Genomic DNA, 23,654 nt, shown 5'->3' with positions numbered 1-23,654 from the left:
AGATGACCAGACCCGTAGCACCAGTGGCACCGGCAACGCCATTTGGGTTGTTAGCTGTCCCACTTACCGCTCCCGATCCTCCTGGCGCCCCGTCACCCGTCGTGAGGTCAATGCCGCCACCACCGCCACCAGCGGTCGCGCCATTGGCGGCATTCTGACCCGTGGCACTCGCGAGCGCGCCGTCAACGCCACCTTGTCCAGCGCCTGCGCTGCTACCATTGCCGCCATCGGCCCGAGCCGGCGCGGCGCTCAGCGCAAGGGCAACAGTTAGGATCGTCAAGGCGGAAGTGCTGGAGCGAAGCGACACGACTTGCGGCAAGCGCGCGAGATGCAAAACCCAAAACCCATCACGCGCAATCCGCTCCGCCATGCCTAAGCTCCCTGATTCCTGAGTGCGCGAAGGCAGCATGAAAGCTATTCGCCCGCAAGAAGTTTATAGTCATGAGAGCTACCAAGAAGCTAACGGTGATCAGTAAAATGAAGTCTGCGACTTTTGAGCGACAGAAAGTAGTCAATATTAGATATAGCTTATTAAGCAGAGACCTTACGGAATCGCGAGAACAATCTCGCTGCATCAATTTATGCGGAAACGTTCGGACCTCCTGGGCTCCAGCCGATCCCATCGGGCGGAGGTGAGTTTCGCCTCTACGGGGGCGATGAGGCGCTAGGCTGCCCCTTGGGCGACCCCTCACTATCCTGCAAGAAGTGATTCTGTAATCGACTCCCACTCTGCGTCTAGCTTGCCAGTTGCCACAGGCTGCCCGGCGCGGCGGTACCAGTAGGCTGCATTAGAAAGGTCGCCTTCTTTGCGGTGCAGATAGGCATGAACCCATACAGAGGCCGGATCAGATTCGTTGGCCTGCACACACTCATGCGCCCGCTCCCAATCGCCCTGTCTATCCCACCATAGAGCGTGGAGCGCCATCCCAAGATTCGCCGGGGGCTCTACTCCCTGAAGGGTCGCACGGAACTCGTCGATGTCCATAGTTACCTCGCCTCTGGCTACGCCGGTCCTGTCCCGTTCCGTGCAACGAAATGCGCCCTCTGCCGGTGATTTGCTCCGTCGACTTTAGCAATGGCTCTGGCGATCTTTAGCGGAAACGGGGTTTTCGCTCGGCAAAGGCCGCATCAAGGGCTTCCAATTGACGAATGCTCGTTGCAGGGCTGCTTCCTGCTTCTAAGCTTCATGGACGGCAGAAGCTGCCACGGAAGCCAAAGGCGCTTCCAGGCTCCATGTTATGCCATGCGGACCGTGTTCGAGAATTCCCTTCCCACTAACCGCCGCGGGCGCGACCCGCTTCAGCACCACGGTTCCAAAGCCACCTTGTCCGACAGTCTGAACCTGCGGCCCATCGGTTTCGACCCAGGTGAGGTGAAAGAGCCTCGAAGCACCGGAACCGGTGATGCCCCATGTGACCGAGATCCGGCCCTTGTCCCCTGAGAGCACGCCGTATTTGGCCGAGTTGGTCGCCAATTCGTGGAAGGCAATCCCGAGATACTGAACTGCGTTGGGACTGAGCACCAATGATGGGCCCGACATTTCGATCAAATCCCCCCGCGGGAAAGGCTCGACCTGGGCCGCCAAAAGTTCGCTGATCGTGGCACCCTTCCAATCCGCCGATACAAGCAGGTCGTGAGATCGTGACAACGCCATGATGCGCTCGCGCACCTGGGTTTCAAATTGTTTTGGCGTCTCCGATCGCTTGTTGGTCTCCCGGATCATCGACAGGATGACCGAATACTGGTTTTTCACCCGGTGGTTGACCTCGCGCATCAGCATGCGGATGCGATATTCATTCTCCTTCGTCGACGTGATGTCTCGCGCTATCTTCGATGCGCCGGTGATCTGCCCGGTTGCGTTACGCACGGGCGATATCGTCAGCGAAACCGGAACCAGGCTGCCATCCTTGCGCTGGCGGGTCGTTTCGAATGGTTCGACGCGTTCGCCGCGGCGAATGCGTTGGAGAATGCGGGGTTCCTCGTCCTGATGGTCTTCGGGGATCAGCATGGTCACCGACCGGCCAATCGCTTCGTCGGCGGTGTAGCCGAAAAGCCGTTCGGCGCCCTGGTTCCAGCTTTTTATGATGGTGTTGAGATCCTTGCTGACGATCGCGTCAAATGAGGATTCCACGATCGCTGAGAGGTGCTGCCTGGTTTCTTCGGCACGTTGGCGGTCCGTCAGGTCCAGCAGCATGTTGACGGCGCCGATCAGAGCGCCGTGCTCGTCCCGCAGCGGTGTCGGGTAGGGCAGGAACGGAAAAAACGATCCGTCGGGCCGTTGCGCAACAGCTTGCTGATTGCGGACCGGCCTGTTCTCCTTGAGCGCAATGGCCATCGGGCATTCATCGTGCGGCAATTCCTTGCCGTCGGCAGTGAACAGCTTGAACGTCACGCACCATTTATCCTTGCCGATTTCAGGCTCCCTGCCTGCCAGATCGGCCGCGGCGCGGTTGTAGTAGGTGATCGTCCCATCCTGATCGGTCGTGTAGATGGCGACGGGTAGGCCGTCGAGTATCTGGTGATAGGTACTGTCATGCTGCCTGAGCTCCGAGCGGGTGTGCACCAAGTCGGTTACATCGACCGTGAAGCACCGGGTGTTGATCAGCTTGCCGTCTCGGAAATGTCCGCTTGAGGTGACTTCGACATGCTTGATCGATCCATCGCTGGCCCTCAATCGCGCCGGATATCTTACGATCTTCTCGCCATTGGCAAGGCGACCCAAAATGTCCTCTATGACGTCCCGGTCGGGATAGAACTCGGCGATGTGGCAACCGAGGTAGTCCTCTGCGGGATAGCCGAGAAGGTTGAGCTCAGCCTGGTTGGCATGCACGATCACGCCGTCTGCGTTCACCAGATGCAGGGCAACGGCGCCGTTTTCGAAGAAATCCTTGTAATCGAAATCCAGACCGTCATTGCTGGACACTCCCGGGTTTTCGAAGGCGACAACATTCGCCTGTGTTGCTTCATGCATCCCAAACACCTTGTCCAGTCCAACCAAATATAATGCGGCTTGGATCAGTTGGTTCCCATTGCTCGCGATCTCGACCCGCTGCGTACGGGAACCGGACCCTAAGGGTCGTAGCCTCGACTCGTCTTCCATCTACAAACGTGCGATCATCCGCGCATGGGCAAACCCTTGGTCCTTGTCGTCGACGACGAAGCCTTGATAGCACTGGATATGGAGTCCACTCTTTCGGAGGCGGGCTTTGCCGTGGCATTGGCGGCGACATGTTCCCAGGCGAAACGTTTTCTTGCGAACCATACCCCCGCCGCAGCGATCCTGGACGTCAGGTTGTCGGACGGCGAGACTGTTGACGCGGCAAAAATCTTGGCAGGGCGGGCGGTTCCTTTCGTCGTCTATTCCGGCCTGGGGATCGAGGAAACCCACGAAGCGTTCTCGTCCGGCGTAAGAGTGATGAAACCCGCCGGACCTGCAGAGGTGATCCGGGCTCTCATAGCCATGACTGCCGGCCAGCAGAAAATGACGGGATAGCCGTGCTCTGAGCACCTTTGGTCTAAATTAGCCAGGCGCTGCCGGAGCAGCTGCCGCGCCTCACGGAGCAGCGAATTGCGGCCGGTGCCGATCAGGCGAACAAGGTCGCGCCCGTGATCCTCGGTGATGCCGGTCTCCCTGGCAATTGACAGCACCAGTGCTTCTTCCCTTCCACTTTCTTAGGGTCGTGCCTTGCCCGTGCTGATCATGCCTTCTCCATCGGCTCAACGCCAAGATCTGAGAGAGACTCATTCCTCGACGCACGGTCAACCTCGCTGTGCCGCGTTTGAACAGATAGCGGCTTATTGCGTTGCGAGGATCGATCCTGGCACAGCCAAGTGGCCGGTCCGTTCGCACGATAATGCGCCCCGCGCAGGGACGGCGCCAGCATGGGCCAGATCGACCAGACAGATTGAGCAGTCCTATGTCTCTCCGAACTCGGTTTCGTTTCTTGACGTCGGGTGCCGCTCGTAGTCAACGGGCGGCGGCAGGAGCACGACTTCGGTCTCCTTGCGGCCGAACTCTCTGCCGATCTGGAACGCTGCATAGATCGCGCCAAGGCGGATAAGGAATCTAAGCATGGGGGGTCTCCTTCGATGTTAGGAACCGCAAGGCCGCGAGATTGTTCCATGGCCTGCGAGTGGGGGACGATCTTGCCGTCTCACCAGGCATTCCAGCGCCGGCGCGGCAATCTGTGACATGGCGGTGCGGCTAGGCTGTTGCGGCCGTTGCCTGGGCCGGGATCCGTTTTCGAGGGGCCGGACGGCGTCGATCGCGGCGTTTCGAAACGACTTTGAGGGGAACGGCCGGCGCTGGAGAAAGTGCGCCAAGCACAGCGTTGACCATGCCGTGGGCTACGAAATCGGCGCTGATGTCGGCGGCCAAAGCTTGCCTTTCTTGCCCGACATCGCCCTGCTCCGCGTCTGACCAGAACACAATCCCAATTCTCAAACCTGCCTTGGCGCGCTTCAGTCTCCGGACCAGAAAGCGGGCATGCTTGAGCGAATCCCGGTTCAGGAAACCGACCACGACGGTGTCGATCGCCTCTAGTTCGAGACGACGAATACCTGCCGGCTCCATATCGACAAAACTGGCCTTCGCCACCGTAGCACCTTGCACCTCCAGCACCTGAGCGAGCATGGCGGCAGCGGCATCGTCGAGTTCGCCGCGACCGCCGGCACAAAGCACCGACATGTCCTTGCCGTCGGGCAGTTCGATCTCTTCCTCTTCGACGCCATCTGTTTCCCTGCTCGCGCTCCCTTCGGCGGTGGTTGTCGGCGCATCTTCCTCGCTTGCCTCTTCCTGTGCATCGTCGGCAAGATTTGCCACAAGAATTTGGGCGCTCGCCGCCACCTGCCTTCGCTGTTGATCGCCCATCACGCCACGCATGCGGTCCTGCTCGCCCAACAGGAGAGCAGGAATGGCGACAGTGTCGTAGAAATCGATCAGGTACTTCTCCTCGAGGATCTCCTCGGCATGGTCAGTTGCCTCGTCGGGATCGCCGGCCAGGAGCCGTTGATAGAGCCGGGCGTGAGCTTCAAGGACGGGCTCGTTGCCAAACAGGACGTCGAGAAATTCGAACTGCGGAACATGTCGCCCGAGGACGACGAGGCAAACTGTCAGCGGCGTCGAAAGGACCAGGCCGAGCGGCCCCCACAACCATGTCCAGAAAATTGCCGCAACGATGATTGCCAAAGGAGAAAGTCCCGTGCGCGAGCCATAGAGCCACGGTTCGATGACGTTGCCGGTTACCAATTCCATGACGACAAACAGTGCGGCGGTCCACAGCACCAGCGACCAGCCGGGCGCAACCGCCAAGGCCAGAAACAAGGGCAGCAGCATGCCGATAACAGGGCCGATATAGGGAACGAAGCGCAGCGCCAGTGCCAGCAACCCCCACAGCAGCGCGTTGGGAATGCCGAGCACCCAAAGGCCAATCGCGATTGGTATCGCGTAGACGATGTTGACCACCAATTGCATGATCAGATAGCGGCCAACCCGTTTGCCGGCATCCTGCAATGCCTGCGTTGTGCGATGGAGGTCGCCATAGCCGACGAGGCGGATAAACCGGTCGCGCAGATCCTCGCGCTCAAGCAGCATGAAGATGACGACGATGATGATCAGGCCAGCTGATGCCAGCGGGCTGATCAACGGTCCGATGATGTTCTGCAATACCTCCAGAGGTCTCTCGCGGGCGACGATCTCGACGGGAACAGGCTCGCGCCGGGGCTTGTCGGCCGCAGGCGGCGCCACATCCTGCTTGTCGATCTCCTGACCGACGCGCTCGATCACCCCGCTCAGCCTGGCAATTATGCCGCCACCAACGCCCGTCTCCTTGAGGGAACGCACCTTGGTCAGAATGTTTGTCTGGTAGACGGAAATGTTCTGAGCAAGCTCGCTTACCTGGGTCGCAACAATGAAGCTGAACAGGCCCAGGGCCGCGAACGCGCCAATCACGCTCAGAAGCACTGCGGGCAGCCGAGGCAAGCCGACACGCTTCAGTGCGGAGACCATCGGCACCAGCGCAAAGGTCAAAAGCAGCGCGATGGCAATGGGAAGGAACACCTCACGACCAAAATACAGCGCAGCTACCGTCGTGACGATGGTTGCCACGGTAGGCAGAGCTGTGCGCGGATGGGCATTGCCTGCCGCAAGAATCCGTCCTAGCCCTCGCTCGGACGATGAGATCTCGTTTCGACGATTGGCAGCCACGTGATTCCCCCCGTTTCCTAGCGATAGTTAGACCCATTCGCCTGCCGGGCAATGTTTAGCAGGGCCGAATACATACGTTTTGCGGTTTTGCGCCCTGGGCGCTGTGCTCTGACGGTTCAGTCGATATCGTCGGAGCCGCAAATCTGTGGTAAAGCCGCCGCCCAACCAACCAAAGGACGACATCTGTGAGCGAACCGACTGTGGCCGAAGCGACCGAAAGTATCTATGCCTCGCTGCGGGCGGACAATGCCGACATCGACGCCCATATCGCGACGCTCAAGGCTGCGCTGACACGAGAGGGCGCAAAACAGGCGGTGTTCGATCCGGCAAAATTGGCGCAGAACAACCGCTCGGGCCGTAAGTTGATGCAGGCTTATTTTCGCCAGCGCGGCGTGAGCGTGAGGTTTTCGGACCAGTAGCGCGCGGCAGCTTGGGGGAACGGCGTCCCAACGGACGGTCCGTATCTCGCCCGCTCCGCCCTGCGGTGGACTTTCGTCAATCCTAGGCGAATGCCCGCATTGCCCCTGCCCAGGTCGGTGTCGCCCCCTGCCCCTGCAGCTCTTGACGGAAACCGGTGCCTCCTGTTTGAGGTGGACCAGGACGTTTGCTGCATGGGGAGATGGGCAAGGGTGGGCAAACAGTGAAGCGCGTTCTTCGGATGCTTGCCGCGGTCGTCATGGCGTCCGGGGCGACCGGCTGCACGAGCATTTCCTACTACGCGCAGTCGTTGCAGGGTCACGCGCAGATCATGGCCGCCCGCAAAAATATTGGAAAACTCATCCGTGATCCTTCGACGCCTGAGGCATTGCGCGCCAAATTGACGTCGGCCAGCGCCATAAGACGGTTTGCGACAGATGAACTGGCACTGCCCGAAAACAACAGCTATCGCAGCTATGTCGACATCCATCGCGACGCCGTGACCTGGGCCGTTTTTGCCGCGCCGCAATTCTCGCTGGCGCCACGAACATGGTGCTTTCCGGTCTTCGGCTGCGTTCCATACCGGGGTTATTTCTCCCGGAAATCCGCGACTGAGAACGCAGTCGAACTTCAAAGACAGGGGCTGGACGTCTATGTCTCGGGCGTCACCGCCTATTCCACGCTTGGCTGGTCGAGGGACCCGCTACTGAGCACCATGCTGCGTCAGGACGACACCTATCTCGCCAGCCTTGTTTTTCATGAACTGGCGCATCAGCGCTTCTATGTCGATAACGATTCCGCATTCAACGAGGCGTTCGCCGTTGCCGTCGAAACCAGCGGCGTCAGGAAATGGCTCCGCGCCGCCGGCGACCGGGCCGGATTGCGCCGCTACGAAGCCGATCGCAAGCGCAGCGCCGATTTTCTCGGACTGGTGGCGAAGACGCGCGACGAGCTAAGGCAGGTCTATGGTAGTCCCCGCACCCCGGAAAAGATGGCGGCCGCCAAGGCAGCAACCATCGACCGGTTGCGGGCGCGCTACCGGCAGATGCGCGACAGGCACTGGGCGGGATACCGGGGATACGACGCCTGGTTCGCTGCCCCGATCAACAACGCCAAGCTCGCGGCAACTTCTGTCTACGGTGAACAGGTTCCGGCCTTTCTTCGCTTGTTCGACCTGTGTTCGGGCGACTATCCAAGGTTTTACGCTTCTGTCCGGCGGATCGCGGATTTGCCCAAATCGTCACGCGCCGAAGCGCTCAAGGCTGCGGACACGTGCAATTGACTTGAACAAGCACAGGCTGGTCCTGACGATCACCCCAGCGACAGTTCCTTCGTCTGGTGTCTCAAAACGAGGCCGACCGCGCCCAGCAAGGCATCGTTCTCGGTGTGCCTGCCAACGATGATGCGCGTGCGCAGGGCGGGAGCGACATCCCGGGACTTGATCAGCGTGTGGCGTTCATAGGACGCGATCAGCGGCGTCAACAGAATGTCCCCTGCCAAAGCCATATGGCCGCCGATGATGATAAGCGGCGGATTGAGCACCGAGCCGATCAGGCCGAGACCCCGGCCGGCGATCTCGGCGGTATCCTCGATCATCCGCAACGCCCTGACGTCGCCCTGCTCGGCCATGGCGATGACATCGTCCATGGTGACTTGCCGCCCAACGACACGCGAAATCTGTTCCAGCGGCCGGGTAAAACTCGCGTAGAGCTCCAGGCATCCGCGATTGCCGCAGCGGCAAAGGTCGCCGCCGGGATCGATGCTGATGTGCCCGAATTCGCCGGCGCCGCCGGCGACGCCCGTCACCAGCCGGCCATGCTGGACAATGGCGCCGCCGACACCCAGATCGATCTTGAACAGCACGAAATCGTCCTGGCCGACGGCCGCACCCCACATCAGCTCGGCAATGGCCGCGCAGTTGCTCTCGTTGTCGGCGAAGATCGGCTGTTCCAGAACGGGGCCGAACACATCTCGTATGTTGACGCCGGCCCATGTTGGAACCATGCTGGCGCGCAGCACCACTCCATCGCGGCTGACAGGGCCGGAGACGGAGACACCAACCCCCAGGAGCCCCGCCACCGGCAGACCGTTTTCGCTGTAAGATTGGGCAATCGCCGATTTGACCGCCTGGGCCGCCTGTTGCGGCTGGTAGTCCAGCGCCATTGGAATATTTTGTTCGGCAATGACGGAATGCGAGACATCGGCGACGATGAGCCGTATCTGCTGAAGAGCCAGGTGAATGCCGACGCAGGTGCCCGCTGTCGGATTGAGCGTCACCGCCGCGGCTGGCCTGCCGATGCCTCTGATGCCGTCGCGGCTGGTCGGGGCTTCGATCACCATTCCAGACTTTTTCAAGCCGTTAAGCGCGGTTGACACCGTCGAGCGCGCCAGACCGGTGGCGCGTGCGATCTGCAACGCGGAGAGTGCGCCGCGCTCGCTCAGGCAGCGCACGATCATGCTCTCCGGCGACGCGGAGGGTCTGTCGATCAGCCAGGTCCTAAGCGAAGGTTTTGTCATGGCTCAACATAAACATCGTTGACTGATAGCTCCAATATGTCATCTTGGAAAGAACTCGAGATTGACGCATCTCGCCGGCGGCGGCTTCAAACCGCGGCCATAAGCGGTCGAGACGAACCGTGCAACACGATATGGGAGTGAAACGATGAAGTCCGTCATGACCGCGCTTGCGGCCGCTGCTGCGTGCACATTTTTCGCCGGAACAGCCTTCGCCGAGCCCAAGACCAACCTTTTGCACCAATGGGCGACCGGATCGGACGCCCAGGCGATCGCCAAGCTCGGCGAGATGTTCACGGCCAAGGGCGGCAAATGGGAACAGACCTCGATTGCCGGCCACACCGCCAATACGCTGGCCAAGCTGCGCGCCGACGTGATCGCCGGCAACGCCCCGCCTGCCGTGCAGCTCAAAGGCCCTGAGATCGCCGAATGGAACGAGACCGGCATGACCGCCGATCTCGACGAGTTGGCGGCCTCGGAAGGGTGGGAGAAAGTGGTGGCGCCGGAATTGCTTCCGGTGATGAAGCCGACCGGCAAATGGGTCGCCGCGCCCATGAACATCCACCGCATCAACTGGCTCTGGGCCTCGCCCAAGGTCATGAAGGCGGCCGGCGTGGCGGAAATGCCGAAGACCTGGGCCGAGTTCAATGCGGCCTGCGACAAGATCGTCGCCACAGGCAAGATCTGCATCTCGCATTCGACCGCCGACTGGACGGATTCGACGGTGTTCGAGGTCGTGCTCTACGGCCAGGACATCGATCTCTACCGCAAGGCCTTCGTCGAAGGCGATGTCGAGTCCATGCGCAGCCCGGGGATGGTCAAGGCCTTCACGCAGATGCGCCTAATGACGAGCAAGTACATGGATCCGGGCATGGTCGGCCGCGACTGGGATTCGATGTCGGCGCTCGTCGGCAAGGGCGACGCGGCGTTCCACATCATGGGCGACTGGACGATCGGCCTTTTGACCGCCGCTAGCTTCAAGGAAGGCACCGACTATGTCTGCGCCCAGGCGCCGACCGATTGGGGCAAACCCGGCTTCATCCTCAACTCGGACTCGGTCGTGTTCTTCAAGCAGAAGGACCAGGATTATATCGACGGCCAGAAGCTGCTGGCCAGCCTGATCCTGTCGCCCGACTTCCAGACGGTCTTCAACCAGGCCAAGGGCTCGATCCCCGCACGCCTGGATATCGATCTGTCGAAGGGCTTCAATCCGTGCCAGCAGCTCTCGCAGAAGGATCTGCAGGCTTCGATCAAGGAGGGCACGCTGGTCCGCTCGATGGCGCACAACATGACCATCCCGCAGAAGATGCGCGGCGCGATCATGGACTCCATTACCGAGTTCGTGGCCACGCCGGACATGTCGCCCGAGGATGGCGCCAATGCAATGGCCGACGCGGCGGAAGCACAGAAATAGACGGGAATGGCCGGGCGCGATGCCTATCCGCCCGGCCGTCCTCCCTTTCAGTCCCGTGCTCTGCCAATGCTGTACTCTGAATGTCAAATCACGACCTGATCCTGTCGGTACCGACGCCCGCCCGCCCCTGGCGCGAGCGGCTGGGCTCCGCGATGCCCTTGCTGGTGCTCGGCCCCTCTCTCGTGGCGAGCTTCGTCTACGTCTTCGTGTTCACCGGCTGGACGCTCTATATCTCGCTGTCCAACTCCTCGCTGCTGCCGACCTACGGCTTCGTCGGCCTCGAGAACTACGCGTCGCTGTGGGCGAACCGGCGCTGGAACATCGCCTACAACAACCTGTTTTTCTTCAGCGCTTTCTACATCGTCGGCTCGATGGCGGTGGGACTGCTGCTGGCGATCCTGATCGACCAGCGCGTGCGCGGCGAAGCGGCCTGGCGCACGATCTTCCTCTATCCGCTGGCCGTCTCCTTCATCGTCACCGGCACGGTCTGGAGCTGGCTCTACAATCCGACCGACGGCATCCAGGCCATGGTGCGCGGTTTCGGCTGGGCGAGCTTCAGTTTCGCACTCGCCAGCGACCGGCACTATGCGATCTACGCGGTGATCATCACCGGTGTCTGGCAGGCCTCGGGCTTTGCCATGGCGCTGTTCCTGGCCGGCCTGCGCTCGGTGGATCAGGACCTCGTCAAGGCCGCGCAGATCGACGGCGCATCGACGTTCCGCATCTATCGCAAGGTGCTTCTGCCAACCATTGCGCCGATCTTCCTGGCGGTCGCCGTCATCCAGATCCAGTTCGCCATCAAGACCTTCGACCTCGTGGCGGCCCTGACCAAAGGCGGCCCGGGGATCTCGACCACCTTCCCCGCCATCTACGTCTATGACCTGATGTTCCAACGCGGCCAGATCGGCGAAGGTGCGGCCGCCGCCATCATGATGCTTGCCGCTGTTGCCGTGGTGCTGGTGCCCTATTCATTCTGGGTGGTCTGGCGCCGGCGCAAGGAAGCCGGCCATGGCTGACGTCTCCCTGGACCAGTCGCTCGACCGTCGCGCTGCCGCAGTCGCGTCGCGCCGGCATTTTCTCACCCGCTTCGCCATCTATGGGCTGCTGGTCGTCTTCGCGGCGATCTACCTGGTCCCGTTGCTGGTGGTGGTGCTGAATTCATTCCGCGACCAGCAGGAGATCGCGCGCAACGGGTTGATCTCGCTGCCGCGCAGCTTCCGCCTCGATGCCTGGGGCCAGGCCTGGAGCACCTATTGCATCGGCGGCACCTGCGAGGGCATGCAGCGCAACTTCTACAACTCCCTGAAGATGACGATCCCGGCCACGATCATCTCGACGGCGGTCGGCGCGATGAACGGTTACATCCTGTCGAAATGGCGCTTCAGGGGTTCGGAAGCTTTGTTCACCTGCATGCTGCTCGGCGTCTTCATTCCGGGCCAGATTTCGTTGATGCCGTGGGCGTTCATCCTCGGCAATCTCGGCCTCAGCAATTCGGTCTACGGGCTCGTCCTCATCCACGTCATCCAGGGCATTTCGTTCACCACTTTGTTCTGCCGCAACTACTACGTCAGCATCCCCGACGACCTGATCAAGGCGGCGCGCATCGACGGCGCCGGCTTCTGGCGCATCTTCCGCAAGATCATTCTGCCGCTCTCCTCACCGATCCTGATCGTCACGGTGATCTGGCAGTTCACCGGCATCTGGAACGAATATCTGTTCGGCGTCGTCTTCACCTCCGGGCAGCAACAGCCGATCACGGCAGCGCTCGTCGCGCTGACGGCAAGCGGCACCAATGTGCGCGCCTACGATGTCATGAGCGCCGCCGTGCTGATCGGCGCGCTGCCGCCGCTGCTGATCTATCTCTTCGGCGGCAAGTATTTTGTGCGCGGCCTGACGCAAGGTGCCATCAAATGAGGCGCGATCAAGTGAAGGGCATTGCATGTCGACATTGATCATCCGATCGCTGCGCAAGAACTTCGGCGCGGTCGAGGTGCTGAAGGGCATCGATCTCGAAGCGCGGAACGGCGAGTTCATCGCGCTGGTCGGACCGTCCGGCTGCGGCAAGTCCACTCTGCTGGCGATCATCGCCGGGCTCGAATCCGTTACCTCCGGCGAGATCCGCATCGACGGGCGGCTGGTCAATTCGGTGGCGCCGAAGGACCGCGACATCGCCATGGTGTTCCAGTCCTATGCCCTGTACCCGACGATGACGGTGCGCGAGAACATCACCTTCGGCATGGAAAGCCGCCGCGTCCCGAAGCCGCAGCAGGACGAGGCCGTCAAGCGGGTTGCTGCCTTCCTGCAGATCGAACCGCTGCTTGGCCGCAAGCCCGGACAGCTTTCGGGCGGCCAGCGCCAGCGCGTCGCCATGGGCCGGGCGCTGGTGCGCGATCCCAAACTGTTCCTGTTCGACGAGCCGCTCTCCAATCTCGATGCCAAGCTGCGCGTCGACATGCGCACCGAAATCAAGAAGCTGCATCACCGCGTCGGCAAGACCACGGTCTACGTCACCCACGACCAGGTCGAGGCGATGACGCTGGCGTCGCGCATCGCCGTGATGCACCAGGGCGAGGTCCAGCAATTCGACGATCCCGCCACGATCTACAACCGTCCGGCCAACATGTTCGTCGCCGGCTTCATGGGGTCGCCGGCGATGAATTTTTTGGCCGCGGAACTGAGCCAGGAAGGCGGCCGCCCGACTGTCGTCCTGCAGACCGCCGACGGCAAGACGGCCAGCCTGCCGATCGTCCAGGCGCTCCCATCCGACACGCCGCGACAGCTCGTGCTCGGCATCCGTCCCGAGCACATCTACCGCTTCGATCCCGACCTTGCGCGCCGCAAGCCGGGCATCGCGCAGATCGATGCAGTGGTCGAACTGGTCGAGCCGACAGGCGCGGAGACCATGGCCGTCCTGCGCCTGGGCGGCAAGGAGATCACCGGCCGTTTCGACCCCGACGGCACGCCGCTTATGGGCGAGACGGTGACGCTCGGCATCGACATGGCGCGTGCCTGCCTGTTCGACCCGACGACCCAACGCCTGATCTGATCTGATCTGACCCGATCTGACCGAAGCTTGATCTGAAAAGAGTTCCGCCTTGTCCTTCGCCACCTATCCGAGCCTGTCCGAGCGTGTCGTGCTGATCACCGGCGGTGCGTCGGGCATCGGCGCCGACACGGTCCGCGCCTTCGCCGCCAATGGCGCACGAGTGGCGTTTCTTGATCTGCAGCAGGAGGCCGGCGAGGCGCTCGCGCGGGAACTCGCCGCCGCGGCAGCGCACGCGCCCCTGTTCCTGCGCTGCGATGTGACCGATATCCCCGCCCTCCAGGCCGCGATCGGCACGGTGCGCGACCGCCTAGGGCCTGTCGCGGTGCTGGTCAACAACGCCGCCGATGACAATCGCCAGCCGGTCGCCGACGTGACCCAGGCGACATGGGACCATGCCCAGGATGTGAACCTCAGGCACCACTTCTTTGCCGCCCAGGCCGTGCATCCGCACATGAAGGAAGTGGGCTTTGGTTCGATCGTCAATTTTTCCTCGATCGCCTGGCGTTTCGGCGCGTCAGAGATGGCGCCCTATGCGGCGGCCAAGGCTGCGGTGGTCGGGCTGACCTTGGCGCTGGCGCGGGCGTTTGGCCCCGACAACATCCGCGTCAACGCCATCGAGCCGGGCGCCGTCATCACCAACCGGCAGCGGGAGCTTTGGTACAAGACCCAAGGTTCGGTCGACCAGGTCGTGCAGCGCCAGGTGATCCGCAAGGTTCTGCTCGGCGAGGAGATCGCGCGCACGGTGCTGTTCCTCGCCGCCGACGACAGCCGCATGATCACCAAGCAGTCGATCACCGTGGATGCCGGCCTGCGATGACCACCCCTGACTCAAAGGATCGCTTCATGCTCGAGGTCGGCCTGAACCCCTACGGCCTGACCTATCATCTCGGCCTCCAGGGCCGCGGCACGCCACGCGCCAATCCTAGACCTGCGGGGCTCGAAGGTTTCATCGCGCTCGCGACCGATCTCGGCGCGCGCGTGCTGGAGATCTGGGTGCCATGGCTGAGCGAGCTTTCCGACGACGCGGTGATCGCGCTGCGCGAACGGCTCGCCGGCCTTGGCATCACGCCGGTCGTCAGCGGCGGCCTGCTGGTGGACGAACCGCTCGACGATGCGTTTCGGGCCGCGCGCCTGCTCAAGGCCAAAATCATCCGGACGGCGCTGACGCCCATTCTCTGCGGCGACCGCAACGCCGCCGGCGAAAAATGGAGCGAGTACGTCGGCATCATTCGAGAGCGATTGGTGGAATGGGGTCCCCGCGCGCATGCCGAAGGGTATGTCCTTGCGATCGAAAACCACCAGGACTTCACCAGCCGGGAACTCGTCGATTTCTGCGCCCTCGGTGGTGACAGTGTGGGCGTCACCTTCGACACCGGCAACACGTTCCCGGTCGGCGAAGCGCCGCTCGATTGTATGAAGGTGATCGCCCCCTGTGTCCGCCATGTCCACCTCAAGGATTACCGCGTGCAGTTCACGACCGAAGGTTACCGGCTGATCCGCTGCGCCATCGGCGACGGTGCGGTGCCGTTTGCCGAGCTGTTCGCCATTCTTGGCCAGCACCACGATCGCATGACCGCCGTTCTCGAACCGGGCGCCTTGGAGGCCCGGCATGTCCGCTATCTCAGCGACGACTGGTGGCGCGGCTATCCGCAGAAGACGGCACGCGAATTTGCCGCCTGCCTGGCGGCCGCGCAGCGCAACCGGCTGCCCGACGATGCCGACACCCGCACGCCTTGGGAGCGCGAAGCCGACGTCTCACTGGTTTCCTATGAGCTCGACATGATCCGGCGCAGCGCCGCCAACATGCGCAAACTGATGGAGAATATCCGATGACGGCACGTGAACTCGATGGATTGACCGCCTTCGTAACCGGCTCCGGCCGTGGCCTCGGCCGCGTGATGGCCGAGCGCCTGGCCGAACTCGGCGCCAATGTCGCGATCCACGACATGGACGAGGAAGCGCCGGCCAAATATGGCGAGTTCGCCAATCTCGGCGAAGTGGTCGAGCGCCTGAAGCGGCACGGCACGAAGGTCACGTCGGTGACCGGCAACATCGGCGACCAGAAAGCGGTTGCCGAGATGAAGCGCAGGATCGAGGCCGATCTCGGCGACGTCCATGTGCTGGTCAATTGTGCCGGCGGCGACATCGGCGCCAGGGGCGGCAAGCCGAACCCGAACAACGCCCTCGACATCGAACTCGACGACATCCGCGTGCTCACCGAGAACAATCTGATCGGCACCATGCTGGTCTGCCAGGCCTTCGTGCCTCCGATGAAGCAGCGCGGCGGCGGCTCCGTCATCAACATCGCCTCGGCGGCGGCCCATCTCGGCTGCTCGCCCGAGGTCGTTTACTCCACCTTGAAGGCCGCGGTCGTGCATTACACCCGCTGTCTGGCCAAGGAACTGATCGACGACGGCGTGCGCATCAATGCGGTCAGCCCCGGCGCCACCAAGACGGCACGCTTCCAGGCGACCCGCGTGGTCGATCCGGAGCGCATGGATTCCAGCCGCAAATCGCTGAACCGCTATGCGGAACCGGAAGAGATCGCGGAGGCGGTGGCGTTTCTGGCTGGCCCGCGGGCGCGGTTTATCAACGGGCAGGTGCTGCGGGTGGATGGCGGGTTTACGATCTTTCCGGGGTGATGGGGGAGGCCTCGAATTTCAATTTCGGGGCCGAAAGCGGAAGGTCCGTTTTCGGGATTCCTGGGTCAAATTGCCCCCTCACGCCTCGAGCTTTTCGCAGCGTCAAAACGGCTGTGGAGGGATTGGCAGGCTATACCGCTGACGAAGCGCACATGTGACGCACCAGAGGTCCACTAAGCAATGGTGAACGTCATTTCTGAAGTCGCAAGCAACTCGGCCGCCCTACTCCATTGAGGTCAGCCATGCCTTCGCGGAACCGACGCAATCTCTGCTGGAGCCTGCATGCTTCTTCAGGCGCAAGCGCTGAGTCTCAGTGCGGCATGAATCCTTTTCTCAGCCAAGCCAATATCTTGCTCCCATTGAGAACCCTGCGGACACGCCCGGCGGCCCAGCCAGCCTGCATGGTGGCGCCGGTGTGGCAACTGCAGACGATCTCATGCAACTGCCAATCGGAGAGTTCGAAGAAGCGTCTGGCTTCCCCGTAGGTATCCGATTGCATGCCCGATGCACGCAGCAGTGGATCGTCAAAGGCGACACTGATCGCCGATCCGACCGCGCGCGCTTCTCCGCGGACAGAAGGATGCAGATGCTCAGTCCCGGTGAGAGCCACAAGGGAGCGCGTCGGATTTCGATAGAGCAGTTCCGCCCACCGCTCTATCCGTTGCGTCCTTGTAGCCAGCAGAGCCGGCGATAGTGGACTGATGTCCGCGACTGACTGGAGTTGATCGAGTGTCTGGTGCTTCATGACTGCCTCCTGTTGGTCGTTCCAATCCCTAGGCCTTTGCTGCAGGATTGGCTCACACGCTAAGCCGCCTCGTAAAGGAGCGGCGGCCGATCAGGTGTTGCCACCAATCGCCCACAGGCACCACGCGGCGGCATCTGCAGCGACACCAACTGCATTCCTTCGCCAATGTTCCAGCGGGATGAAAAAAACTGTGCGGCCGGCCGACCCGACGGACCCGGCTGGCGCACGCAGGATCCTGAACTGCTGGACGATGATGACGCAGGCCTGGAAAGGCGGCTAGGTTGGACCTTGCTTTTCAGGCTTGACCATGATGTTTCACTACCCGCTCGGTCATCGCGGGAAGGCCAGGAGCAGAGCCGCTGGCGGCAACGATGAGTTGCGGACGAGGTCGGGCGGTGGAGGACGACGCGCCCTTGGGCCGCCAGGTCACTGAAGGACCAACCGAAGCGGCGCTTCGGGCGTAAAAGCGATGTCCTTGTAGGTCTGCAATGTCTGCTTATGGACGAACGGCGGCAAGGCCTCTTTGACCGGCATGGGGCGCATTGCTGACCGGCAGATTTTCGGCCGACAGCAGACCCTCTGCTGCTTGGGTACCCAGCACGCAAGCTGACATGTGAGACCTCGGTGCGAAGGCCGGGACCAGGCCCACTGCGAACGTACGTGTTGGTTCGCATGTTGGCGCTGAAGCGCCTTATCGTTCAGCCTCGCGGCACATAGATCATATGAACCGTATCGTCATCGATCAATGTGCTCGACACCAGTTGCAGCGGAGGCCTTGCCTCGTGGAAGAAAGGCTTGCCCTTGCCGAGCACGAACGGCCTCACGTGCAGGTGATATTCCTCGATCAGGCCCAGCCCGGTCATAAGACCGGCCAGTTCCGGACCGGAAACGCTAAGGATACCCTCCGTGCGGGCCGCGATCTCGCGAATCTGCGTTTCAATATCGCCGGAGATGAGGGTGGCGTTCGGGCCGACCCGTGAAAGTGTGCGCGAAACGACCCATTTGGGCAGCTTGCGCCAGAGTGTCGCGAACTGGCGAAGCGAAGCATCCCATTCCGCGCGATCATCGTCCCAATAGCGCATGACCTCGTACATCCGGCGGCCATACACAGCGCCGGCATGGTTGCGAATCGTCTCGATCCAATACTCGAAGTGCTTCTGGCTTGGTGCGCTCATGACCAGATTTCCGGCAAGGTCATCGACATAGCCATCGATGGAAACGTTCATTCCCAAGATAAGTTTGCCCAAAAGCAGCGCCTTCACCTAGTGGGTCCACGGACCAACCGCTTGTAATGCAAGCAGTCAGAGGCTATCGCAACTGATTGCAAATCGCAAGCAGCATGGAAGGAAGCGTTCGTGCCGCAAACGAGCCCTGCCTTGTCCCATCAACCCTGCACTTGAACAGCTGGGTGATCCGTCCCGGCTACCGCCATCTACGCCTGCCGTCCCGAATCGAGTTGCACCCCAAGTCGCTCGTTCCGCCTCCACCGCACCACGGCGCGATAGCTGGTATGATCGACCGGCACGTGAAGCACGAAACGGTCGGGGATTGCGATATCGGCCTTCACCCGCAGCTCCGCACCGTGGGCGTGCTGGTTACAAACCAGACAATTGATACTGGCGTCGCCAACGCGGATTGTCGCTTCCTTCAGAACAAGATCACGGATATGCGACCGTCGCTCTATCGGTGGGTCAGCCGGCATTGCCTTATCCCTCTGATTTGACGACCTGAAACTCTTCTGAACCCGGAATGGAAAGCGCACTACCGGCCCAGCGGTTGCCTCGAAAGACTGACGAGCTCGGCTTCGTCGACCACGCCGGCCATATAGTTCGCGATAATCCGGGATGCGATGGCGTCGCGTGCTTCGGGCGACTGACCGTCGCGCTTAAGCTGCTCGAATACACGGCCCAACAGCTCGAGTTCGGATGGCTGCAAAACGCCGGCCTCGGTGGCTTTGCGTCGAATGGGCATTTGTGATCCTCCACTGCGGTCAACAACATACGACCGCGGCAGGGAAACTCAACTGTCAGGGCGCCGTCCAGGCGGCGCCGACCACAAATCCCGTTTACCCGAGCGGGGAGTTTTTCACTCAAAGCCACAGTGATCTGGCCGCCGGCAAAGCCGGCGGGGGCAATAGAGTCATAAGATACGCCGCTAGAACCAGCTTCGGTCGCGTTCCTGGCTTTGCCCGAGCAGCATGCCGATCAACAACCCGGCAATGCCGCCAAGCACGAAAGCGCTGCTGATGGTGCCGGGATTTTGCTGGACGGCTTCGGACACCGTCTGCGCCTGCGATCTCAGCTGCTGCGTTGCCCGTGCCGCGCGCTCGGTCGCGCTGCCGTACCAGCCGCCGGCTCCGCCAACGGCATCTTCTGCGCGCTCGGCAAGCGTCCGGTTGATCTTGCTGATCTCGCGCTTCAGCGATGCGACCTGCTTCTCCAGGGCCTCCTGGGCATCTCGGGCGGAAATCTTCGGGGTGTCCTTCGGGGTGTCGTTCTCGGCCATGGCTGTTCCTTTCGTTGAGGCAGGGGGAACGGCCAACGGACAAGGATGGTTCCGCTGCCTGCGCTCACAGTCATTCGCCGGGCCGGCCGCCAACTTTGGGAACACTCTCCCGATCCAACGGTTGTGGCTGATGGAGGGCACGCATTTGTCGAATCGATCGAGCCATGCTGAAACGCTGCGGACGGTCTCCGACCTGCTCCACCGCGCCCGCCGTGTCATTCGCGACGGCGGCCATGCGGCGGCGATGTTCGAAATAGACACGCTGCTGCAGGTCGCACAAACAGAGGTTGCGCGCCGCCTCGAACGCAACGATCGCTGAACCTCGATAGTTCACCGCGGGCGGTGTTCACTTGCCGGCGGCGAAGGGCCTCGTTTCCCTTTTTGATCGACTTGCAAGGCGCCCATCGAGCGGGTCGCCGTCCTCAGCGTCGGCATGGCAAAGGCGCAAAAAGCCGCTGACGAGGGGCCATCATCGCGGCATCGACCCTCCCGGCTATAACGCTTGGGCGGCGGAACAAAGCTTGGCCGCACTGGTTAGGCTCACAGCACGATGTGTGCCCCAACGAGGATTTCTGTCCATGAAAACACGTGTTCTTCTAGCTTCGCTGGCCACCGCCACAGCCATGATGTTCGCCCTGCCCGCCTTCGCCGCCGACAGCGCTCAGGACTTTGTCGACAAGGCCGCCATCGGCGGCCTGTTCGAAGTGGATTCCAGCAAGATCGCCGAGGGCAAGGCCCAGGATCAAGGCGTCAAGGATTTCGCCAAGCGGATGATCGACGATCACGGCGCCGCCAACGCCAAGCTTGCGACCATCGCCGGCGAACAGAAGCTGAAAGTCCCGACGGAGCTGGACGCCAAGCACAAGGCCAATCTGGAGACTCTGCAGAATGCCAACGATGCCGTCGACAAGCCCTACGTCCAGATGCAGCGCGATGCGCATTCGGAGGCGGTCACGCTGTTCGAGAGCTATGCCAAGGACGGCGACAACGCGCAGCTGAAGACCTTCGCCTCCGAGACCTTGCCGACGCTCAAAATGCATCAGGAAATGGTCGAGAAGATCGCTTCCGCCGACAATGCATCGTCGACCACCAGCTCCACCACCCCGGCCGTGAGCACGACCGACACCACCAATCCGGCCGCCCCAGTCCCGGGTGCCAACAGCTTCACCGAGGATCAGGCGAAGAGCCGCATTCAGGATGCCGGCTTCTCCGGCGTGTCCAAGCTGACCAAAGACGACCAGGGCATCTGGCGCGGTCAGGCCACCAAGGATGGCAAGACCACGACCGTGGCGCTCGATTATCAGGGCAACGTCGTTGCCGGCGCGAACTGAACCCTCTGAACCAGAACGAGGAGATCAAGACCATGAAAACCGTAACCGGACTTTTCGACAACTACGATGATGCCTCCGATGCCGTCGGCGAACTGGAGGCAATCGGCGTGCCGCAGGCCGACATCAGCATCGTCGCCAACAATTCGGATGACTGGTACGACGACGGCGACACTTCCAACGCCGCCGAGGATGCGGCCGGCGGCGCCGGTCTCGGAGCCGTCATTGGCGGCGCCGGCGGGCTTCTGACAGGGCTCGGCATCATGGCCATTCCGGGCGTCGGTCCGGTCGTGGCCGCAGGATGGCTGGCCGCCACCGCGGTCGGCGCCGTTGGCGGCGCGGTCGTCGGTGGCGCTGCCGGCGGCATCGTCGGGGCGCTGACCGAGTCAGGCGTCCCCGAAAGGGATGCGCATGTCTATGCGGAGGGCGTTCGCCGCGGTGGCACGATGGTGACCGCCAGGGTCAGTGACGAACTCGCCGACGAGGCCGAGCGTATTCTTGGCGAATCCAACTCGGTCGATCTGCAAGACCGCCGACGCGCCTATGAAGCCGGTGGCTGGACCGGCTTCGATGCCAATGCCGACCCCTACACCGACATCGAGGCCGAGCGCGACAAAACGCGCAACGCCAGCCCACTCTGATCATCGAGCCCCGTCGCCGCACGGCGGCGGGGCCGAAGGTGCTGTCGGCGCACAGCAAGCGGCGTTCAAATTCGGCCATAAGGGGCGGTTCTCTTCGGACCTGCCCCTTTTCGCTGTTGCCTTGGCTTGACCGGCTCTTGCCGTGTTAGCATCGAGCCAACGAAACCAGCCCAAGGAAAGCATGAGCCCGTCCCCGCAACTGATTGCCGAATGGCCGCTGTCGCCGTCAGCGACACTCGGGTCCGCCGTGCGCTCCAAGGGGATCGAACGTGAAGTCAGAGCCCGGCTGCCATGGGCAGTCAGGAAGCACGTCAAGGCCGAGACGGGCCGCATCGCATTGCGAATGTCGAGATCCGAAGCGGAAGCGTTCAAGGCCGCCTCTGCCAGTATCTCCAAAACACTGGAGGGAGTGGAAGCGCTGCCTGTGCTTCCACGCGAGGTCGAGGATATCCTTACGATCTCTTCGCGCGAGCGCCACAAATGGCTCAAGGACGGTCGGCTGCAAAGCACCGGCACACGCACCGTCAAGATGCGTGGGCGATCAAAGTCTGTCACCTTCCACGTTTTCGACCCGCGCCACATCGAGGACGTCCTGGACCGCGATTTGGCAACAGTCTGGAGAGAGCAGGATGTCCAGGCGGTCGCCGAGAACAGGCGGCGCGGCGCGGGCAAGGCCGCGTTGACGCGCGCGGGAAAAGGCACCGGGCAGGCACGCACTGCGAGGAAGGCCCGGAACACGGACGGCCCGCCGCCCGGATTGAAGGGCTGGGATGCGTTCGAGGACGAAGGCCTGCTGCGATAATGATGCTGGCGCTTGCCGTTGTCCTTTGGGCCGGGCGAGCCTCAGCCTCAGCCTCAGCGCATCAATCCCGCTGCCCTGAGCGCGTCCTCGATGACCTTGGTGATCCCGGCCGCCGGACCGCCTGGCGGATTGACGGGCTCCGGGGTCGGATCGACACGGACGGCTCGCGGTTTTTCCTTCGGCGAGAAAGGCTGCAATACAGTGCCTGAAGCGGCCTCGGCTTTCGCCGCGCGTCGTACGTCTGGCTTCGTCAGCCCCCAGAAACGGGCGATGTGGCGCGTCGAGGAAATCCCGACATCCAGCATGAACGGCCCTGCTTTGCCGAGAGCATTGTCGCCGCTCGCCTGCAATGGCGTGCCATGGCCCATGCCGGCAATGCTGTATGCCTCGACCACGTCGCGGCCTTTGCCATCGCACCAGACTTTTCGGCTCTGACCGTCGACCTTTTCCGTGCGTGTCGGCGCTTGAGCGAGGCCGTGCACGCCCTCCCATTGCGCCAGCACCGCGTCGGCATTGGAAGGCACCACGGTCGTATCGGCCGAGCCCTGCCAGACCGAAATCCTCGGCCACGGCCCCTTGTGCGGCGAGGCCTCCCGCAACAGACGCTGCAGGTCGGTTCTGGACGGGCCGCCATGGCCACGCATGCGGTCGAAGGCTTCGGGGATGGTCGAGGCGCTGCCATAGGCAAGCCCGGCAATGATCGCGCCACCGGCAAACACGTCCGGGTAGGTCGCCAGCATCACCGCCGCCATGGCGCCGCCGGCGGAAAGACCGGTGACGAAGATCCGCTTGCGGTCGAGACCGTGGGTGACCACCGCCGCCTCGATCATCTGGCGGATGGACAGCGCCTCGCCGCCGTCGCGGCTTATATCGCCTGGCACGAACCAGTTGAAGCAAAGATTGGCGTTGTTGGCGCGCTGCTGCTCGGGGAAAAGCACGGCAAAACCCTGCTCGTCGGCGAGCTCGGTCCAGCCGGAGCCATGATCGTACGCGGCTGCATTCTGCGTACAGCCATGCAGCACCACGACCAGCGCCGCCTGCTTCGGCAGGTTTTCAGGGAGGTGAAACCGCGCGCGCAAGGCGCCGGGATTGGACCCGAACCCTGTCATCTCGGACAGTTGGTCGTCCTTGCTCAGCCCTGCACCGGCTGGCCGGCCGCGCATCGCGCTCAGCCGGGCGATCGTATCGGATATGTCTCGCAAATCGGTATCCTTGCGCGCCGGAATGGGCAGACTCGTGCACACAACGCACACGCAGGAATATCGTTGCTGCACTGCACAATAACAAGCGGCGCGGCCGATTAAATGACCGATGGATCATAGAATCCGCTGCACGGCTTGTGACGGACGAACGCAATTTGGCCCTGCTGGCCTCTGGTCAGTCGTCCGGTCGAGG

26 protein-coding genes are annotated in these 23,654 nt (G+C 62.3%); 14 read left to right on the top strand and 12 right to left on the bottom strand.

The window, feature by feature from the left end; genetic code table 11:
- Positions 1-63: 63 nt before the first annotated feature.
- The 3 genes from NKI35_RS02040 to NKI35_RS02030 form a co-directional block, all read right to left on the bottom strand.
- Positions 64-219: a hypothetical protein gene (locus NKI35_RS02040; protein WP_156033724.1), complete on the bottom strand. Its 156-nt coding sequence runs from the start codon at positions 217-219 to the stop codon at positions 64-66.
- Between the two features lie 472 nt (positions 220-691).
- Complete coding sequence (locus tag NKI35_RS02035; protein ID WP_023704064.1) at positions 692-985, bottom strand: hypothetical protein; 294 nt, start codon at positions 983-985, stop codon at positions 692-694.
- 192 nt (positions 986-1,177) lie between these two features.
- A complete protein-coding gene (locus NKI35_RS02030; RefSeq protein WP_352738271.1) occupies positions 1,178-2,998 on the bottom strand; it encodes a PAS domain S-box protein in 1,821 nt (606 codons plus the stop codon).
- 126 nt (positions 2,999-3,124) lie between these two features.
- Between NKI35_RS02030 and NKI35_RS02025 the strand changes: the two genes are divergently transcribed.
- Complete coding sequence (locus tag NKI35_RS02025) at positions 3,125-3,493, top strand: response regulator (protein WP_352738269.1); 369 nt, start codon at positions 3,125-3,127, stop codon at positions 3,491-3,493.
- A gap of 422 nt (positions 3,494-3,915) precedes the next feature.
- On the opposite strand, the gene NKI35_RS02020 is transcribed toward NKI35_RS02025, so the two are convergent.
- Together NKI35_RS02020 and NKI35_RS02015 are read right to left on the bottom strand one after the other, a co-directional pair.
- Positions 3,916-4,074 (bottom strand): hypothetical protein, encoded by a 159-nt coding sequence (locus NKI35_RS02020; RefSeq protein WP_023726519.1) that lies wholly within the window; start codon positions 4,072-4,074, stop codon positions 3,916-3,918.
- Between the two features lie 130 nt (positions 4,075-4,204).
- Positions 4,205-6,205, bottom strand: coding sequence for an AI-2E family transporter (locus NKI35_RS02015; protein ID WP_352738267.1), 2,001 nt, complete (start codon positions 6,203-6,205; stop codon positions 4,205-4,207).
- Between the two features lie 185 nt (positions 6,206-6,390).
- Here NKI35_RS02015 and NKI35_RS02010 point away from each other — a divergent pair, with 185 nt between their 5' ends.
- Complete coding sequence (locus NKI35_RS02010; RefSeq protein WP_023671105.1) at positions 6,391-6,624, top strand: hypothetical protein; 234 nt, start codon at positions 6,391-6,393, stop codon at positions 6,622-6,624.
- 200 nt (positions 6,625-6,824) lie between these two features.
- Positions 6,825-7,904, top strand: a complete 1,080-nt coding sequence (locus NKI35_RS02005) for an aminopeptidase (protein ID WP_352738265.1) — start codon at positions 6,825-6,827, stop codon at positions 7,902-7,904.
- A 29-nt stretch (positions 7,905-7,933) separates the two neighbouring features.
- Here NKI35_RS02005 and NKI35_RS02000 read toward each other — a convergent pair whose 3' ends face one another.
- The gene (locus NKI35_RS02000; RefSeq protein WP_352738263.1) at positions 7,934-9,139 is read right to left on the bottom strand and encodes an ROK family transcriptional regulator; all 1,206 of its coding nucleotides are present in this window, start codon (positions 9,137-9,139) and stop codon (positions 7,934-7,936) included.
- 145 nt (positions 9,140-9,284) lie between these two features.
- Between NKI35_RS02000 and NKI35_RS01995 the strand changes: the two genes are divergently transcribed.
- The 7 genes from NKI35_RS01995 (at position 9,285) to NKI35_RS01965 (ending at position 16,238) form a co-directional block, all read left to right on the top strand.
- Positions 9,285-10,550 carry an ABC transporter substrate-binding protein gene (locus NKI35_RS01995; protein ID WP_352738261.1) on the top strand — a complete coding sequence of 422 codons (1,266 nt, stop codon included), beginning with the start codon at positions 9,285-9,287 and terminating at the stop codon, positions 10,548-10,550.
- 80 nt (positions 10,551-10,630) lie between these two features.
- Complete coding sequence (locus NKI35_RS01990; protein WP_023671101.1) at positions 10,631-11,566, top strand: carbohydrate ABC transporter permease; 936 nt, start codon at positions 10,631-10,633, stop codon at positions 11,564-11,566.
- Positions 11,559-12,464, top strand: coding sequence for a carbohydrate ABC transporter permease (locus tag NKI35_RS01985; RefSeq protein ID WP_023671100.1), 906 nt, complete (start codon positions 11,559-11,561; stop codon positions 12,462-12,464). The genes NKI35_RS01990 and NKI35_RS01985 overlap by 8 nt, the downstream gene beginning before the upstream one ends.
- A 25-nt stretch (positions 12,465-12,489) precedes the next feature.
- Positions 12,490-13,596 (top strand): ABC transporter ATP-binding protein, encoded by a 1,107-nt coding sequence (locus NKI35_RS01980; protein WP_352738259.1) that lies wholly within the window; start codon positions 12,490-12,492, stop codon positions 13,594-13,596.
- 49 nt (positions 13,597-13,645) lie between these two features.
- A complete protein-coding gene (locus NKI35_RS01975) occupies positions 13,646-14,413 on the top strand; it encodes an SDR family NAD(P)-dependent oxidoreductase (protein WP_352738257.1) in 768 nt (255 codons plus the stop codon).
- A 26-nt stretch (positions 14,414-14,439) separates the two neighbouring features.
- Positions 14,440-15,429: a sugar phosphate isomerase/epimerase family protein gene (locus NKI35_RS01970; RefSeq protein WP_352738255.1), complete on the top strand. Its 990-nt coding sequence runs from the start codon at positions 14,440-14,442 to the stop codon at positions 15,427-15,429.
- Positions 15,426-16,238, top strand: coding sequence for an SDR family NAD(P)-dependent oxidoreductase (locus NKI35_RS01965; RefSeq protein ID WP_023735070.1), 813 nt, complete (start codon positions 15,426-15,428; stop codon positions 16,236-16,238). The genes NKI35_RS01970 and NKI35_RS01965 overlap by 4 nt, the downstream gene beginning before the upstream one ends.
- A gap of 310 nt (positions 16,239-16,548) precedes the next feature.
- Here NKI35_RS01965 and NKI35_RS01960 read toward each other — a convergent pair whose 3' ends face one another.
- The 5 genes from NKI35_RS01960 to NKI35_RS01940 all read right to left on the bottom strand — a co-directional run bounded on the left by NKI35_RS01960 (position 16,549) and on the right by NKI35_RS01940 (position 19,488).
- On the bottom strand, positions 16,549-16,983 hold the full coding sequence (locus NKI35_RS01960) for a hypothetical protein (RefSeq protein ID WP_023671095.1): 435 nt from the start codon (positions 16,981-16,983) through the stop codon (positions 16,549-16,551).
- Between the two features lie 698 nt (positions 16,984-17,681).
- Positions 17,682-18,230 (bottom strand): dihydrofolate reductase family protein, encoded by a 549-nt coding sequence (locus NKI35_RS01955; RefSeq protein WP_352738296.1) that lies wholly within the window; start codon positions 18,228-18,230, stop codon positions 17,682-17,684.
- A gap of 185 nt (positions 18,231-18,415) precedes the next feature.
- The gene (locus tag NKI35_RS01950; RefSeq protein ID WP_023726509.1) at positions 18,416-18,685 is read right to left on the bottom strand and encodes a PilZ domain-containing protein; all 270 of its coding nucleotides are present in this window, start codon (positions 18,683-18,685) and stop codon (positions 18,416-18,418) included.
- Between the two features lie 59 nt (positions 18,686-18,744).
- Positions 18,745-18,954, bottom strand: a complete 210-nt coding sequence (locus NKI35_RS01945; RefSeq protein WP_023671091.1) for a hypothetical protein — start codon at positions 18,952-18,954, stop codon at positions 18,745-18,747.
- Between the two features lie 183 nt (positions 18,955-19,137).
- Entirely contained in the window at positions 19,138-19,488 is a 351-nt protein-coding gene (locus tag NKI35_RS01940; protein ID WP_352738253.1) for a hypothetical protein, read from the bottom strand.
- 130 nt (positions 19,489-19,618) lie between these two features.
- Between NKI35_RS01940 and NKI35_RS01935 the strand changes: the two genes are divergently transcribed.
- The 4 genes from NKI35_RS01935 (at position 19,619) to NKI35_RS01920 (ending at position 22,259) form a co-directional block, all read left to right on the top strand.
- Positions 19,619-19,807, top strand: coding sequence for a hypothetical protein (locus NKI35_RS01935; RefSeq protein ID WP_023671089.1), 189 nt, complete (start codon positions 19,619-19,621; stop codon positions 19,805-19,807).
- Between the two features lie 259 nt (positions 19,808-20,066).
- A complete protein-coding gene (locus tag NKI35_RS01930; protein WP_352738251.1) occupies positions 20,067-20,819 on the top strand; it encodes a DUF4142 domain-containing protein in 753 nt (250 codons plus the stop codon).
- A gap of 32 nt (positions 20,820-20,851) precedes the next feature.
- Complete coding sequence (locus NKI35_RS01925; RefSeq protein ID WP_023671087.1) at positions 20,852-21,457, top strand: general stress protein; 606 nt, start codon at positions 20,852-20,854, stop codon at positions 21,455-21,457.
- Positions 21,458-21,638: 181 nt separating this feature from the next.
- On the top strand, positions 21,639-22,259 hold the full coding sequence (locus NKI35_RS01920; protein WP_031192923.1) for a hypothetical protein: 621 nt from the start codon (positions 21,639-21,641) through the stop codon (positions 22,257-22,259).
- 53 nt (positions 22,260-22,312) lie between these two features.
- Here the strand turns inward: NKI35_RS01920 and NKI35_RS01915 are convergent, their stop codons facing one another.
- Complete coding sequence (locus NKI35_RS01915; RefSeq protein WP_352738247.1) at positions 22,313-23,461, bottom strand: extracellular catalytic domain type 1 short-chain-length polyhydroxyalkanoate depolymerase; 1,149 nt, start codon at positions 23,459-23,461, stop codon at positions 22,313-22,315.
- Positions 23,462-23,654 lie beyond the last annotated feature (193 nt).

Origin of the sequence: Mesorhizobium sp. M0676 (genome assembly GCF_040320535.1) — a bacterium.
In the GTDB taxonomy this organism is placed as follows: domain Bacteria; phylum Pseudomonadota; class Alphaproteobacteria; order Rhizobiales; family Rhizobiaceae; genus Mesorhizobium.
Note: the sequence above shows the minus strand (reverse complement) of the source record. Positions and strands in the feature narration are given on the sequence as shown.